The organism is Massilia sp. UYP32 (assembly GCF_050434365.1).
In the GTDB taxonomy this organism is placed as follows: domain Bacteria; phylum Pseudomonadota; class Gammaproteobacteria; order Burkholderiales; family Burkholderiaceae_D; genus Telluria; species Telluria timonae.
Genome location: NZ_JBNDIK010000042.1, coordinates 17,934 through 32,243, shown reverse-complemented (window position 1 = coordinate 32,243; position 14,310 = coordinate 17,934). Strand labels below are relative to the sequence as shown.

General features: G+C 63.5%; 13 protein-coding genes. All 13 read right to left on the bottom strand.

The features are described from left to right. Window positions 1-45 precede the first annotated feature (45 nt). Complete coding sequence (locus tag ABIB42_RS25060) at window positions 46-771, bottom strand: LEM-3-like GIY-YIG domain-containing protein (RefSeq protein ID WP_429249176.1); 726 nt, start codon at window positions 769-771, stop codon at window positions 46-48. A 77-nt stretch (window positions 772-848) separates the two neighbouring features. Further along, window positions 849-1,622 (bottom strand): enoyl-CoA hydratase, encoded by a 774-nt coding sequence (locus ABIB42_RS25055; RefSeq protein ID WP_005663229.1) that lies wholly within the window; start codon window positions 1,620-1,622, stop codon window positions 849-851. Between the two features lie 152 nt (window positions 1,623-1,774). Then, complete coding sequence (locus ABIB42_RS25050) at window positions 1,775-2,971, bottom strand: acetyl-CoA C-acyltransferase (RefSeq protein ID WP_005663231.1); 1,197 nt, start codon at window positions 2,969-2,971, stop codon at window positions 1,775-1,777. Between the two features lie 27 nt (window positions 2,972-2,998). Then, window positions 2,999-5,416: a 3-hydroxyacyl-CoA dehydrogenase/enoyl-CoA hydratase family protein gene (locus ABIB42_RS25045; RefSeq protein ID WP_429249175.1), complete on the bottom strand. Its 2,418-nt coding sequence runs from the start codon at window positions 5,414-5,416 to the stop codon at window positions 2,999-3,001. Window positions 5,417-5,450: 34 nt separating this feature from the next. Beyond that, window positions 5,451-7,241, bottom strand: coding sequence for an acyl-CoA dehydrogenase C-terminal domain-containing protein (locus tag ABIB42_RS25040; RefSeq protein ID WP_071360662.1), 1,791 nt, complete (start codon window positions 7,239-7,241; stop codon window positions 5,451-5,453). A gap of 46 nt (window positions 7,242-7,287) precedes the next feature. After that, the gene (locus tag ABIB42_RS25035) at window positions 7,288-7,905 is read right to left on the bottom strand and encodes a TetR/AcrR family transcriptional regulator (protein WP_005663243.1); all 618 of its coding nucleotides are present in this window, start codon (window positions 7,903-7,905) and stop codon (window positions 7,288-7,290) included. A 267-nt stretch (window positions 7,906-8,172) separates the two neighbouring features. Further along, the gene (locus ABIB42_RS25030) at window positions 8,173-8,556 is read right to left on the bottom strand and encodes an RNA-binding S4 domain-containing protein (RefSeq protein ID WP_071360663.1); all 384 of its coding nucleotides are present in this window, start codon (window positions 8,554-8,556) and stop codon (window positions 8,173-8,175) included. Between the two features lie 18 nt (window positions 8,557-8,574). Beyond that, window positions 8,575-9,735, bottom strand: coding sequence for a cardiolipin synthase ClsB (gene clsB / locus ABIB42_RS25025; RefSeq protein WP_071360664.1), 1,161 nt, complete (start codon window positions 9,733-9,735; stop codon window positions 8,575-8,577). Beyond that, window positions 9,723-10,553, bottom strand: coding sequence for an endonuclease/exonuclease/phosphatase family protein (locus tag ABIB42_RS25020; RefSeq protein WP_071360665.1), 831 nt, complete (start codon window positions 10,551-10,553; stop codon window positions 9,723-9,725). Before ABIB42_RS25020 ends, clsB begins: the two co-directional genes overlap by 13 nt. A 144-nt stretch (window positions 10,554-10,697) precedes the next feature. Beyond that, on the bottom strand, window positions 10,698-10,907 hold the full coding sequence (locus tag ABIB42_RS25015; RefSeq protein ID WP_071360666.1) for a hypothetical protein: 210 nt from the start codon (window positions 10,905-10,907) through the stop codon (window positions 10,698-10,700). Window positions 10,908-11,267: 360 nt separating this feature from the next. Continuing rightward, window positions 11,268-11,720 carry a dihydroneopterin triphosphate diphosphatase gene (gene nudB, locus ABIB42_RS25010; protein ID WP_071360667.1) on the bottom strand — a complete coding sequence of 151 codons (453 nt, stop codon included), beginning with the start codon at window positions 11,718-11,720 and terminating at the stop codon, window positions 11,268-11,270. Window positions 11,721-11,795: 75 nt separating this feature from the next. Then, window positions 11,796-13,598, bottom strand: coding sequence for an aspartate--tRNA ligase (gene aspS / locus ABIB42_RS25005; protein WP_005663255.1), 1,803 nt, complete (start codon window positions 13,596-13,598; stop codon window positions 11,796-11,798). A gap of 69 nt (window positions 13,599-13,667) precedes the next feature. Further along, a complete protein-coding gene (locus ABIB42_RS25000; protein WP_071360668.1) occupies window positions 13,668-14,303 on the bottom strand; it encodes a DUF502 domain-containing protein in 636 nt (211 codons plus the stop codon). Window positions 14,304-14,310: the final 7 nt, after the last annotated feature.

Genomic DNA, 14,310 nt, shown 5'->3' with positions numbered 1-14,310 from the left:
CCAACCAGTTCGCCATCATGTTCGGCGAGCGCTTCACGAACGCGATTATCTAACTACGAATTCTGGCCCCGCACACAGAATTTCTGACAGGTCCGAGGCTTCCCGGCCCACGAAGCCGAACCGAGTGGGTTCCGATTCACGCCCTGGGAAGTTTGCTGTGGTCGCGCTCAGCCAATCGTCAGCGACAAAAGCGCCAACGATCAATCCCTGCAAGACTGCCAGCACCACTTCCGCCTCCTTCGCCTTCTCCAGAGAAACCCTCCAAGCAAACCGGGTCGCTTCGTACAGCGATGCTTCCGTTGCCGATCGATTGACCTTGATGAGCAGCGCCCGATGTTCAAATGCCGCCTCCTGAGCAGCGTAGCGTCGCATGATGTCTTCGGCATGCATTACACCGAAGTCCAGGCTGCCGGCTCCCCCTACGACATTTGTCAGCCCGGGGTATGCGTCCATCAGCGCTGCTTCCACTTCGAAAGCAGTTTTCTCTTCGATCATTCCATGTCGGTGAATGACATGGCTCACCTCGAAGCCTGCAATCTGAATTTCCCTGATGCGCTTCAACTTGTCGCCGATATCAGCGTCGGGCAGCTGTGCACGTGCATGAGCGAAGACGCGATTGCCTTTTCCCTTGCCAACGTAAAATGTCTCACCATTTCGAGGATCGATCAGGCGGTACACGTACCATTGGAGCTTCTCTATGACTTCCGAAGGAAAGGACTCTATTTGCATCTGAATCAAATTTTGAAGCGGACGAGATTCGGCCGCGCACATCAGTGACATCCCCGTATAAGGCAAATCTTGCCGACCTTCCGACCGCGAATCGGATCTGCCATAGGAGCGGCGAAAAATCAGTCGAACTTGCTGAAATCCGGCTTGCGCTTCTCGAAGAAGGCGGTGAACGCTTCCTTCGCCTCGGCGCCGGTCAGCATGGCGCTGAAGCGCTCGTTCTCGGCGGCGATGGTTTCCTTCACCAATGCGCCCCGCGCGCGCTTCATCAGCGCCTTTGTGGTGCGGATCGACGCGGGCGGCAGCTTGGCCAGCTTGGCGGCCTGGCCCTGGGCGAAGAACAGCAGCTCGGCGGCCGGCAGCACGCGCGCCACGATGCCCATCTCCAGCGCCTCTTCGGCCACGAACGGTTCGCCCAGCAGCAGTTTCTCGGCGGCGCGCGTGTAGCCGGCCGATTGCGCCACCAGCAGCGACGAGGCGAATTCCGGGCACAGGCCGAGCTGGGTGAACGGCATCGAGAACTTGGCGTTGTCGGCGGCGTAGACCAGGTCGCAGTGCATCAGCAAGGTGGTGCCGATGCCGACCGCGGCGCCGGCGACGGCCGCCACCACCGGCTTCGTTGCGCCTTCCAGCGCGGTCATGAACTGGAATACCGGGCGCTCCGGCGTCATCGCGCCCTCGCCGACGTTGTTCAGGAAATCGTCCAGGTCATTCCCGGCGGTGAAGATCTCGGGCTGGCCGGTGATCAGGATGGCGCGCACCGATGCATCCTGCTCGGCGTCGCGCAGCGCGTCGGCCATGGCCTGGTACATCGCGCCGGTGATCGCGTTCTTGCGTTCGACGCGGTTGAATTCGATGGTGAGGATGCCGTCGGCTTTGGTGAGGCGGATGGTCATGGTGTTGTCTCCAGAATTGTTCATGGGCCGATTGGACGCGTGGGCGGGAGACCCGCCCACCCCACGTCACGCTCGCGGCATTGACGTACGGTGCTTGGATTTCCCGCCCACGCTTGAGATGCGGCGGCGCAGCAAAGCGCCGCCATGTTTGCTTAGACGCGCTCGATGATGCCCGCGGCGCCCATGCCGGCGCCGACGCACATCGTCACCATGCCGTACTTGAGGTTGTTACGGCGCAGCGCGTGCACGACGGTCGCGGCGCGGATCGCGCCGGTGGCGCCCAGCGGGTGGCCCAGGGCGATCGCGCCGCCCATCGGGTTCACTTTGCTGGTGTCCAGGCCCAGGTCGCGGATCACGGCCAGCGCCTGCGCGGCGAAGGCTTCGTTCAGCTCGATCCAGTCCAGCTGGTCCTGCGTGATGCCGGCGGCGGCCAGCGCGGCGGGGATCGCCACCTTCGGGCCGATGCCCATGATCTCCGGCGGCACGCCGCGCACGGCGAACGAGGAGAACTTGGCCAGCGGGGTCAGGTTGTGCTCCTTCAGGATCTTTTCGCTGACGACGATCAGCGCGCCGGCGCCGTCCGACATCTGCGACGAGGTCGCGGCGGTGACCGAACCCTTGGCCGCGAACACCGGCTTCAGCTTGGCCATCGATTCGGCGCTGGCGTCGGCGCGCGGGCCTTCGTCGCTGTCCACGGTGCGCTTCTTGACGCTGATCTCGCCGGTGGCCAGGTTCGGCGTGCGGGTGATGATCTCGACCGGGGTGATCTCGTCCTTGAAGTAGCCGGCCTGCTGGGCGGCGATGGCGCGGCGGTGCGATTCCAGGCCGAAGGCGTCCTGGTCTTCGCGCGAGATCTTCCACTGGTTGGCGACCTTCTCGGCGGTCAGGCCCATGCCGTAGGCCAGGCCCACGTTCTCGTCCTTGAACACGTCCATATTGATCGACGGGTGGTGGCCCATCATCGGCACCATCGACATCGATTCGACGCCGCCGGCGATCATCACGTCGGCTTCGCCCACGCGGATGCGGTCGGCCGCCATCGCCAGCGCGGTGATGCCCGAGGCGCAGTAGCGGTTGACGGTGACGCCGCCCACGGTGTTCGGCAGTCCGGCCAGCACGACGGCGTTACGCGCCACGTTGAAGCCCTGCTCGGCTTCAGGGAACGAGCAGCCGACGATGGCGTCGACGATCAGCGCCGGGTCCAGGTTCGGCACGGCGGCCATGGCGCCGCGGATCGCGTGCACCAGCAGGTCGTCCGGGCGGGTCTTGTTGAACATGCCGCGTGGCGCCTTGCCGATCGGGGTACGGGTCGCTGCGACGATGTATGCGTCTTGAAGTTGTTTGCTCATGTCAGTAGTCCTGTTCAGTCGTCAGCGTTAGTTGCGCACCGGCTTACCGGTCTGCATCATGCCCATGATCCGTTCCTGGGTCTTCGGATTGTTCAGCAGGGCCACGAAGGCCTTGCGTTCCAGGTCGAGGATCCACTGCTCGCTCACCACGCTGCCCTGGTCGATGTCGCCGCCGGTCACGATCTCGGCGATGGTGTCGCCCAGGTGGTAGTCATAGGCCGAGATGAAGCCGCCGTCGCGCATATTGACCATCTGGCCGCGGATGGTGGCCCAGCCGTAACGGCCGGTGACCGGGAAGGTGCGGCGTGCCGGAGCGCGATAACCGGCGTCGAACATGGCGCGCGCGGTGGTCTTCGCCACGTGCAGCAGTTCATACGCGTTGAACACGATGACGTCGTCTTCCTTCAGGTAACCCATGGCCTTCGCTTCCAGCGCCGACTTCGACACTTGCGCGGTGGCCGCGTTCATGAAGCCGTTCTTCAGGAATTGCAGGATGTCGTTGCCCTTGGCTTCATTCGCCGCGCGCAGCGCCGCTTCCTTGAGGCCGCCGCCGGCCGGCACCAGGCCGACGCCCACTTCGACCAGGCCGATGTACGACTCGATCGAGGCCACGCGTTTGCTTGCATGCAGCGCCAGCTCGCAGCCGCCGCCCAGCGCCAGGCCGGCCACTGCGGCGACGACCGGGATGTTCGAATACTTCATCGCCATGAAGGTGTCCTGCAGCTCGCGCACGATCGGCTCCATCGCCTTCGCGCCGCCGGCCATGAAGGCCGGCAGGGCCGATTGCAGGTCGGCGCCGGCCGAGAACGCGCCGCCTTCGGCCGCATCGGTGTTCCAGATCACCACGCCCTTGAAGCCTGCTTCGGCTTCCTTCAGCGCGCGCTGGATGCCCTTGATGACGCCATCGCCGATGACGTGCATCTTGGTCTTGAGCGAGATGACCAGGACCTCGTCGTCCGAATGCCACAGGCGCACGGAGTCGTCTTCGAACACGGTGGTGCCGAAGGTCTTCGCATCCGGACCGCCCAGGCCGACCACCGGCGCGCGGAACTGCTGGCGCTTGTAGACAGGCAGGTCGGACAGCGGCACATAGGCGTTCTTCGTGACCGAGTACGAACCTTCAGGGGTGTGCACGCCCTTCTCCGCGACCGAACCTTCGAACACCCAGCTTGGTAGCGGCGCGTCGCTCAGCGCCTTGCCCGCTTCGATGTCTTCCTTGACCCACTGGGCGATCTGGGTCCAGCCCGCGGCTTGCCAGGTCTCGAACGGACCGACGCTCCAGCCGAAGCCCCAGCGCATCGCGAAGTCGACGTCGCGCGCATTGTCGGCAATCGTATCCAAGTGGAACGCGATGTAGTGGAAGGCGTCGCGGAAGATCGCCCACAGGAACTGCGCCTGCGGGTTGGTCGAATCGCGCATGGCCTTGAATTTCTTGACCGGGTCTTTTTCTTTCAGGATGCGGCCGACGATGTCGGCGGCCTTCGCGCCGCTCGGCACGTATTCTCCGGTGGCGAAGTCCAGGCGCTGGATCTCCTTGCCGACCTTCTTGTAGAAGCCGGCGCCGGTCTTCTGGCCCAGCGCGCCCTTCTCGATCAGCTTGGCCAGGATATCCGGCGTCTTGTACACGCTGAAGAACGGATCGTCCTTCAGATTATCTTGCATGGTCTTGATCACGTGGCCCATGGTGTCCAGGCCGACCACGTCCGCGGTGCGGAAGGTGCCCGACTTGGCGCGGCCCAGCTTGGCGCCGGTCAGGTCGTCGACCACGTCGACCGACAGGCCGAACTTCTCGGCTTCGACGATCGTGGCCAGCATGCCGAAGATGCCGACGCGGTTGGCGATGAAGTTCGGCGTGTCTTTCGCGCGCACCACGCCCTTGCCCAGGGTCGAGGTCAGGAAGGTCTCGAGCTGGTCCAGGATTTCCGGGCGGGTCGCTTCGGTCGGGATCAGTTCGACCAGGTGCATGTAGCGCGGCGGGTTGAAGAAGTGCACGCCGCAGAAGCGCTCCTTCAAGCCGGCATCGAAGCCTTCGGCCAGCTTGTTGATCGACAGGCCCGAGGTGTTCGAGGCGAAGATCGCATGCGGCGCGATGTGCGGGGCGACCTTGGCGTACAGGTCGTGTTTCCAGTCCATGCGCTCGGCGATGGCTTCGATGATCAGGTCGCAGCCCGCCAGCACGTCGAGGTTGTCCTCGTAGTTGGCCACTTCGATCAGGGCCGCGTCATCCTTGTTGCCCAGCGGGGCCGGCGACAGTTTTTTCAGGTTCTCGATGGCGCGCAGGACGATGCCATTTTTATTGGATGGACCGCCGGAGCCTTGCTCCGGCTTTGCCGGCAGGTCGAACAGCACGACCGGCACCTTGGCGTTCACGCAGTGCGCGGCGATCTGCGCACCCATCACGCCGGCGCCCAGCACGGCGACTTTCTTGACGATGAAATTGGACATGTAAGTATTCCTTGGTTAGCGTCGTGACGGGTGATTAAAACAGGTCGGCGTCCAGCGCCGTCAGGTTCGCGGCGCCCGAACGTGCCTGGCGGATCAGCATCGCGGTTTCCGGGTACAGGCGGGCGAAATAGAAGCGGATCGTCGCCAGCTTGGACTCGTAGAACTTGTCGCCCGAATCGAGCTTGGCCAGGGCGATCTTGGCCTGTTGCGCGAACAGGTAGCTGTACACCAGGTGGCCGGCCACGCGCAGGTAAGGCACGGCGGCGGCGCCCACTTCGTCCGGGTTCTGGAAGGCCTTCATGCCGATTTCCATGGTCAGCTTGGTGACCTTCTCGCCCAGTTCGCCCAGCGGGGTCACGAATTCGGACAGCTGCTCGTCCAGGCCGTTGTCTTCGACGAAGGCCTTGATCTTCTCGCCGAACTTGCGCAGTTTGGCGCCGTTGTCCATCAGGATCTTGCGGCCCAACAGATCCAGCGACTGGATGGTGTTGGTGCCTTCGTAGATCATGTTGATGCGGGCGTCGCGCACGTACTGCTCCATGCCCCACTCGGCGATGTAGCCGTGGCCGCCGTACACCTGCATCGCTTCCGAGGTGGCGATCCAGCCGTTGTCGGTGATGAAGGCCTTGATGATCGGGGTCAGGAGGGCCACTTCGTCGGCCGCTTCCTTGCGCACGTCTTCGTCGGTGTGGTTCAGTTCGCGGTCGATCTGCAGCGCGACATACGACGAGAACGCGCGCGCGCCTTCGGCATACGCTTTCGCGGTCAGCAGCATCCGGCGCACGTCCGGGTGCACGATGATCGGGTCGGCAGGTTTATCCGGCGCCTTCGGGCCCGACAGGCTGCGCATCTGGATGCGGTCTTTCGCATAGGCCAGCGCGTTCTGGTACGCGACTTCGGTCAGGCCCAGCGACTGCATGCCCACGCCCAGGCGGGCCGCGTTCATGAACACGAACATCGCCTGCAGGCCCTTGTGCGGCTGGCCGATCAGGGTGCCGCGGGCGTTATCGAGGTTCATCTGGCAGGTCGAGTTGCCGTGGATGCCCATCTTTTCTTCGATGGCGCCGCAGGCGATGCCGTTGCGCTCGCCCAGCGAGCCGTCGTCGTTCGGCAGGAACTTCGGCACCAGGAACAGCGAGATGCCCTTCGAGCCTTCCGGCGCGTCCGGCAGGCGCGCCAGCACCAGGTGGACGATGTTCTCGGACATGTCATGCTCGCCGGCCGAGATGAAGATCTTGGAGCCGGTGATGAGATACGTGCCGTCGGCCTGCGGTTCGGCCTTCGAGCGCAGCAGGCCCAGGTCGGTGCCGCAGTGCGCTTCGGTCAGGCACATGGTGCCGGTCCACTCGCCCGAGACCAGTTTTGGCAGGTACAGGCGTTTCTGGTCGTCGGTGCCGTGCTCCAGCAGGCACTCGTAGGCGCCGTGCGACAGGCCGGGGTACATCGACCAGGCCTGGTTCGACGAGTTCAGCATCTCGTAGAACGAGTTGTTCAGGGTGATCGGCAGGCCCTGGCCGCCGTATTCAGGATCGCAGGCCAGCGCCGCCCAGCCGCCTTCCACGTACTGCTGGTAGGCTTCCTTGAAGCCCTTCGGGGTGGTCACGGTCTTGTCGGCGGCATTGAAGTGGCAGCCTTCGCGGTCGCCCGAGTGGTTCAGCGGGAACAGCACCTCTTGCGTGAACTTCGCGCCTTCTTCGAGCACCTGGTTGATGATGTCGGCATCGATCTCCGAGTACTTCGGCAGATTCTTGAATTCTTCGGTGACGTTGAGGAATTCGTGCAGAACGAACTGCATATCCCGGATTGGCGCGACGTACTGACCCATGGTTATCTCCTGAACGAGGGTAAAGATGTTGGACGTGGCAGGCGGCTCATGCCGCCTGATGGTCTTGCGGTAGTTGGGGATTGCGGTAATTCTCGACCAAGCGCTCGAAGGCGGCCCGTGCGCGCTCGACCGCGCCTGGATTGCGCAGGAAACGGGCGTCGTGGTGCAGGGCCAGGATCAGGCCGTGCATCTCGAACACGAGCTGCTCGGGCTCCAGGTCGCGGCGCAGGTGGCCTATCTCGACCGCCTGCTGCACGCTGCGCAGCAGGGCGCCCTGCCAGGCGCGCACCATCGACACGAGTTCCTCGCGGATCGGGCCTTCGCGGTCATCGTATTCCACCGCGCCGCTGATATAAATGCAGCCGGACGCGATCTCGACCGAGACGCGCTTGACCCAGCGCGTATACATCGCCACCAGGCGCGGCAGGCCGCGCGCTTCCTTGATGCTCGGATAAAACACTTCCTGCTCGAAGCGGTGGTGATACAGCTTGACGACCTCGAGCTGCAGGTCTTCGCGCGAACCGAAGTGGGCGAACACGCCCGACTTGCTCATGCTCATCCGGTCGGCCAGCAAGCCGATGGTCAGGCCTTCGAGGCCATTGCGGCTGGCGAGCTCGAGCGCGACGTCGAGGATTGCGGCTCGCGTCTGTTCGCCCTTGCGCATGAATTTTGCTGAAGTACTGATAGCTGCCCCTGAATCGAAAAAAATCCGAACGCTCGTACTATTATCTATCAGCCGAGGAATGTCAAACGGGAACTTAGAGGTGGCGTTCTATTGATGCAAGACAACGATCGGTGCCGGGAGATGGCGCCGTGGAGCGCTTCCGTCCGTCGCCGTGGGCGGGGAACGGAAGTTTGTTGTTTCAGTCATAAAGGTACAGCATTTTGACGGAACGGGATATCCCGTTGACGACGGGCATTGCGCCCATCGTCATTCCTCGCCGACGCGCTCCATCGCACGGCGGTCGCGCTTGGTCGGCCGGCCCTTGATGTCCATGCTCGGCTCGGGGTACAGGCGGCGCGCCGTCTTGTCGTTCTCGCGCCGCGCGATGCTCTCGTCGGTCTCGAAATACAGGGTGCGCGCCACCGGCGCCGGGCCGCGCGAGCCCGAGATCGCGGCCACGATCACTTCCCAGCGATCGGAACCGTTGTCGATCATGATGCGGTCGTTCATCTTGACGGCGCGCGCCGGCTTGACCGGTTCTCCCCCGATGCGCACCCGGCCGCGTTCCACCGCGTCCTGGGCCAGCGAGCGGGTCTTGAAGAAGCGCGCCGCCCACAGCCATTTGTCGATTCGTACGTTCTCTTTTTCCATTATCTATTTCCAATATCCCTAGGTGTATCCGAACGTGACCACCCGCATCACCAGCTTGTACGCCATATACGCCATGCCATAGGTGGCGCGGCGCAGCCAGCCGGTGTGGGCGAATTCCTGCGGGCAGACCTCCTTGCCGTCCAGGATGCCGCGCTCGATGTGCTCGCGCATGGTGGCGGCGAACACCGGATCGCTCACCACCACATTGGCCTCCTGGTTCAGGAACAGCGACAGGCCGTCGCAATTGCTGGAGCCGACCGTGGCCCAGTCGTCGTCGACCACCGCCACCTTCGCATGCAGCTGGGTCTTGCGGTATTCGACCACCCGCACCCCGTCGGCCAGCAGCTTGGGATAGAAGGAATGCGCGACCGCATCCTGGATCTTGAACTCCCCCACCCCGATCAGGAGCGTTACCTGCACGCCGCGCCGCGCGGCATGCGCCAGCGCCTTGCGGAACTTGCGGCCCGGCGCGAAGTACGGCGTCGCCAGCAGCACGCTGTGGCGCGCACGTCCCAAGGCTTGCAGATAGGCTTTCTGGATCGTGCTGCGGTTACGCAGGTTGTCACGCACCACAAATGCGGCCCGTGCCGGACTTTCGCAAGAGGGAATGGCTTGCTTGCGCATCTCGCGGAACAATTGGAAGCGCTTGCGCAGCCGCAGGCGGCCGCTGCGGGTCCACTGGGCTTGCGCCTCGTGGTGGATCTGGGCCACCAGCGGCCCGCGCACGCGCACCGAGAAGTCCCAGCGCGGCGCCGGCAGGCGGTGGCCGTCGGCGTGGTCGCACAGCCAGTCGTCGTTGACGTTGATGCCGCCCACGAAAGCGACTTCGCGGTCGATCACGGCGATCTTGCGGTGCGAACGGGCGATGCCGCGCCGGCACCAGGGATTGAAGACGCGGTACTGGGCGCCGGCCTCGAGCAGGATGGGCCCGAGCCGGCCGCAGCAGCGGTGGCCGGTGCCGAACCAGTCGACCAACACCCTCACCTTCACCCCGCGGCGGGCGGCGCGCGCCAGGGCGTCGCGCACGGCGGCGCCGGTCTCGTCCTCGGCAAAGATATAGGTCTCGAACAAGACCTCGTGCTGGGCGGCGTCGAGCGCCTCGATCAGCGCCGGGAAGAAGGCGATGCCGCTCTGCAGCAGCGTGATGTCATTGTTGTCGACAAAGGTCAGACTGCGCATGGCCCTTGTGTGAGTTCGAGCTCGGCCACGATCGGCGCATGATCGGACAGCTTGGCCCACAACGGACCGTGCATCACCTTGGCGTTGTTGACCTTGAAGCCGCGCACATAGATGCGGTCGAGCCTGAACCACGGCAGCATGGCCGGGAAGGTGCGGGCCGGCGCCAGGCGCGGCTGGCGGCCGGCCCAGCTGCGCACCATGTCGCCCATCGGCGAACGCGGCCCCAGTTCGTCGAACACTTCCTTGACGCCCAGGGCGTTGCGCAGCTTGTCGCTGAGCGTGTTGCGCCAGTCGTTGAAGTCGCCGGCGATGATCACCGGCTCGCCGTTCGGCGCCGATGCGTTGACGGCCTCGATCAGCGAGGCGGTCTGGCGGCCACGACTGCCTTCGAACAGGCCGAGGTGGACCACGTAGCAGTGCACGCGGCACTCGGGCGCGCCCAGGATGCAGTGCAGGATGCCGCGCTGCTCGTAGGCGTGGTCGGAAACGTCGTGGTTGTGCGAGTTCTCGATCGGCCAGCAGCTCAGCAGCGCATTGCCGTGGTGGCCGTGGTCATAGACCGCGTTCATCCCGTAGGCCGTATGGTGGACGTCGGCGGCGAAGTAATCGTACTGGGCCGTTTCGGGCCAGTGGCGGTGGCCGCGGTCTTCCTTGCCGTAGCGCGCCTGGTAGCGGTCGTGCCGGCCCTGCACTTCTTGCAGGAACACCACGTTGGCGTCGAATTCTGCGATGGCCTTCTTGAGCGCGATCACGCGTGGCGTGCTGCGCAGGGACGAAACGCCCTTATGAATGTTGTAGGTGGCTACACGGATTTTCATGGGAACATTCTACCCGGATCGGACCGGCGTTCTCGTGAAACGGGCCCAATCGTGCGCTTCACAGCCTGGTGCTGGAGCGCGGAGCGCGGCGGTTGGCTTGGTGCCGTCGCGCCCTTACTTACTGAACTGAGCTGAATCTGACATTCAGGCAAGCGCCAGCGCCGTGTCGTAGATGGCTTCATGCCCCGACACGATCATGCGGCGCGGACGGCGCTCTTGCGCGCCCTGCTTTTCCTCGCGCGGCGCCAGCGGCCCGCTCAGGCGCAGGCCGTCGAAGAGGTCGATATAAATGCAGTCGTCCCCTAGGGTGATTGCCTTAACTTTCTTGTCGCTATTCAGTTCGAGGTTATCCATTTTATCTCCCAGAATCATCCACTTAAAAGTTGCACATCAAAAATTCACCATGGGTGAGCCGTTGACCTTAGTCGACGAATTTACACCTGTCAAACATGGAATATCTCGTGCATACGGGCTCTCGCAAAATTTCCTATGGTTATAAAAAAGACAGGTGAAGTGTATTCAAATGTATTTTCATAGGAGAGAGTACGTTTGAGCGAACGCATATGCGCGGCCACGCACAGACCATTTTCTAAAAAAAGTACCTACGTACTTTTGTTAAAAAACGTCATTTTATTGCGCACACATGCCATATTTCAATGCTGATTTTCGGCAAATAAGCTGCTTTAAGGCAATTTTATTTGCTGTTCGCAATTTTTAAGCGATTTTGCGGGGCAGTTGCAGGATGGCTTCGGCGTTGGAAGAAGAGAAGCAGCGGTCCGCCGCCTCCAGATGCGGTAACCAAGCATGGCGCAGGTGTTCGCGCGGGCTGAGGAGGATGGGGATGTCGCGCGGCACGCAGACCGAGAACACGTGCTCGGTATTGTGGGTCACGCCGGGGGCGTAGCGGTGACGCCAGACGGGATAGATTTCGTAGACGTTCGAGAGCTGCCAGTCGCGCAGGCGAATGCGTTCGCCGTCGGCCACGATGCCGGTCTCTTCGAACAGTTCGCGCGCGGCGGTCGTCATCAACGGCTCGTCCGGCGCGTCGAGCGAGCCGGTGACCGATTGCCAGAAGCCCGGACGGTCGGCGCGTTCGAGCACCAGCACTTCCATGTCGGAAGTGTGGATCACGACCAGCACCGATTCCGGGATCTTGTAGGGTTTCATGGGCAGATACGGTAGACGGGCCATCCACGCGTGCTTGAACGCGTGGATGGCCCGTCCATCCTACCTCATGCGCCGTTACGCCACCTTCGGCTCGTTACGCAGACGGATATGCAGCTCCTTGAGCTGCTTCTCGTCGACTTCCGACGGCGCGTTGGTCAACAGGTCTTGCGCGCGCTGGGTTTTCGGGAAGGCGATCACGTCGCGGATCGACTCGGAGCCGGTCATCAGGGTGATCAGGCGATCCAGGCCGAAGGCCAGGCCACCGTGCGGCGGCGCGCCGTACTGCAGCGCGTCCAGCAGGAAGCCGAACTTGAGCTGCGCTTCCTCGGCGTCGATCTTCAGCGCGCGGAACACCTTGCTCTGCACTTCCTCGCGGTGGATACGGATCGAGCCGCCGCCCAGTTCCCAGCCGTTCAGGACCATGTCGTAGGCCTTGGCGATGCAGGCGCCCGGATTCGACTCGAGCATGTCCTCGTGGCCGTCCTTCGGCGCGGTGAACGGGTGGTGGGTCGCGGTCCAGCGGTCGCTGTCTTCGTCGTATTCGAACATCGGGAAGTCGATCACCCACAGCGGGGCCCAGACGTCGTCGAACAAACCGGCCTTCTTGCCGAATTCCGAGTGGCCGATCTTCACGCGCAGCGCGCCCAGGGCGTCGTTGACGACTTTCGCCTTGTCGGCGCCGAAGAAGATCAGGTCGCCGTCCTGCGCGCCCGTCAGTTCCAGGATCTGCGCCAGCACCTCGTCCGAGATGTTCTTGACGATCGGCGACTGCAGGCCGTCACGGCCTTTCGCCTTTTCGTTGACCTTGATGTAGGCCAGGCCCTTGGCGCCGTAGATCGCCACGAACTGGGTGTAGGCGTCGATTTCCGAACGCGGCATCGAACCGCCCTGCGGCACGCGCATGCCGACCACGCGGCCGTTCGGCATGTTGGCCGCGCTGTTGAACACCTTGAACTCGACCGACTTCATCAGCTCGGTCAGTTCGGTGAACTCGAGCTTGACGCGCATGTCCGGCTTGTCCGAACCGTATTTGCCCATGGCGGTGGCGAAGTCCATCACCGGGAACGGGTTCGGCAGGTCGACGCCGGTGGTGTTCTTGAACACGACGCGCATCATCTCTTCGAACAGGTCGCGGATTTCCTGTTCGGTCAGGAACGAGGTCTCGCAGTCGATCTGGGTGAATTCAGGCTGGCGGTCGGCGCGCAGGTCTTCGTCGCGGAAGCACTTGGTGATCTGGTAGTAGCGGTCGAAGTTGGCGACCATCAGCAGCTGCTTGAACAGCTGCGGCGACTGCGGCAGCGCGAAGAAGTTGCCGGCGTTGACGCGCGACGGCACCAGGTAGTCGCGCGCGCCTTCCGGGGTCGACTTGGTCAGCATCGGGGTCTCGATGTCGATGAAGCCCAGGTTGTCCAGGTACTTGCGCACTTCCATCGACACCTTGTAGCGCAGGCGCAGGTTGTGCTGCATCTGCTGGCGGCGCAGGTCGAGCACGCGGTGGGTCAGGCGGGTGGTTTCCGACAGGTTGTCGTCGTCCAGCTGGAACGGCACCGGCACCGAGGCGTTCAGCACTTCGACTTCGGTCGCGTTGATCTCGATCTTGCCCGACTTCAGGTTGGCGTTGGCCGTGCCTTCCAGGCGGTTGGTCACGGTGCCGACGATGCGCAGGCAGTACTCGTTGCGCACATGCTCTGCGGCCTTGAAGACGGCGGCGTTGTCCGGATGGCAGACCACCTGCACCAGGCCTTCGCGGTCGCGCAGGTCGATGAAGATCACACCGCCGTGGTCGCGGCGGCGGTGCACCCAGCCGCACAGGCTGACGGTTTGGCCCAGCAGTTCCTCGGTCACGAGGCCGCAGTAGTTGGTACGCATGGTGGACATAGTTTTCGTTCCAGGTTGGTTGATTGCTCGCGCCGCCATCGAAGGCGGCCACTATTCTTTGATTCGGTGTTACTTGATCGTTGCGGCCGGCGCGCTGGCAGGTGCGCTGGCAACTGCGGCCACCGGCGCGACCACGCCCATCGAGACGATGTACTTCAATGCCGCATCGACCGACATGTCCAGCTCTTTCACGCGGCTGCGCTCCATCATCAGGAAGAAGCCGGAGGTCGGGTTCGGCGTGGTCGGCACGTAGACGCTGACGTAGTCGCCGCCCAGGTGCGCCGCCACTTCGCCGCCCGGCACGCCGGTGAGGAAGGCGATGGTGTACGAATCGGCATGCGGATACGGGACCAGCACCGCCTGGCGGAAGGCATTGCCCGACGGCGAAAACAGCGTGTCCGACACCTGCTTGACGCTGCCGTACAGCGAGCTGACCACCGGCACGCGCTTGAGCAGGCGTTCGCCCAGGCGCACGATGTAGTTGCCGACCAGGTTATTGGTGAGCAGGCCGGTGAGGAACACGATGGCCAGGGTCAGCACCGCGCCGAAGCCCGGCACGTCCATGCCGAACATGCTGCGTGGCTGCCAGGCGTCGGGCACGAACAGCAGCGACTGGTCGAGCGTGCTGATGATCAGGTTCAGCACCCAGGCCGTGATGACCAGGGGGACCAGGACCAGCAAGCCGGTGATGAAATATTTGCGCATCGGATTC

Bases quoted from the DNA above. Each gene is read 5' to 3' on its own strand.
- ABIB42_RS25020 (WP_071360665.1), bottom strand. From the start codon at position 10,553: ATGAAAATCCGTGTAGCCACCTACAACATTCATAAGGGCGTTTCGTCC.
- aspS (WP_005663255.1), bottom strand. From the start codon at position 13,598: ATGTCCACCATGCGTACCAACTACTGCGGCCTCGTGACCGAGGAACTG.
- nudB (WP_071360667.1), bottom strand. From the start codon at position 11,720: ATGAAACCCTACAAGATCCCGGAATCGGTGCTGGTCGTGATCCACACT.
- clsB (WP_071360664.1), bottom strand. From the start codon at position 9,735: ATGCGCAGTCTGACCTTTGTCGACAACAATGACATCACGCTGCTGCAG.
- ABIB42_RS25050 (WP_005663231.1), bottom strand. From the start codon at position 2,971: ATGAGCAAACAACTTCAAGACGCATACATCGTCGCAGCGACCCGTACC.
- ABIB42_RS25015 (WP_071360666.1), bottom strand. From the start codon at position 10,907: ATGGATAACCTCGAACTGAATAGCGACAAGAAAGTTAAGGCAATCACC.
- ABIB42_RS25040 (WP_071360662.1), bottom strand. From the start codon at position 7,241: ATGGGTCAGTACGTCGCGCCAATCCGGGATATGCAGTTCGTTCTGCAC.
- ABIB42_RS25060 (WP_429249176.1), bottom strand. From the start codon at position 771: ATGTGCGCGGCCGAATCTCGTCCGCTTCAAAATTTGATTCAGATGCAA.
- ABIB42_RS25045 (WP_429249175.1), bottom strand. From the start codon at position 5,416: ATGTCCAATTTCATCGTCAAGAAAGTCGCCGTGCTGGGCGCCGGCGTG.
- ABIB42_RS25055 (WP_005663229.1), bottom strand. From the start codon at position 1,622: ATGACCATCCGCCTCACCAAAGCCGACGGCATCCTCACCATCGAATTC.
- ABIB42_RS25030 (WP_071360663.1), bottom strand. From the start codon at position 8,556: ATGGAAAAAGAGAACGTACGAATCGACAAATGGCTGTGGGCGGCGCGC.
- ABIB42_RS25000 (WP_071360668.1), bottom strand. From the start codon at position 14,303: ATGCGCAAATATTTCATCACCGGCTTGCTGGTCCTGGTCCCCCTGGTC.
- ABIB42_RS25035 (WP_005663243.1), bottom strand. From the start codon at position 7,905: ATGCGCAAGGGCGAACAGACGCGAGCCGCAATCCTCGACGTCGCGCTC.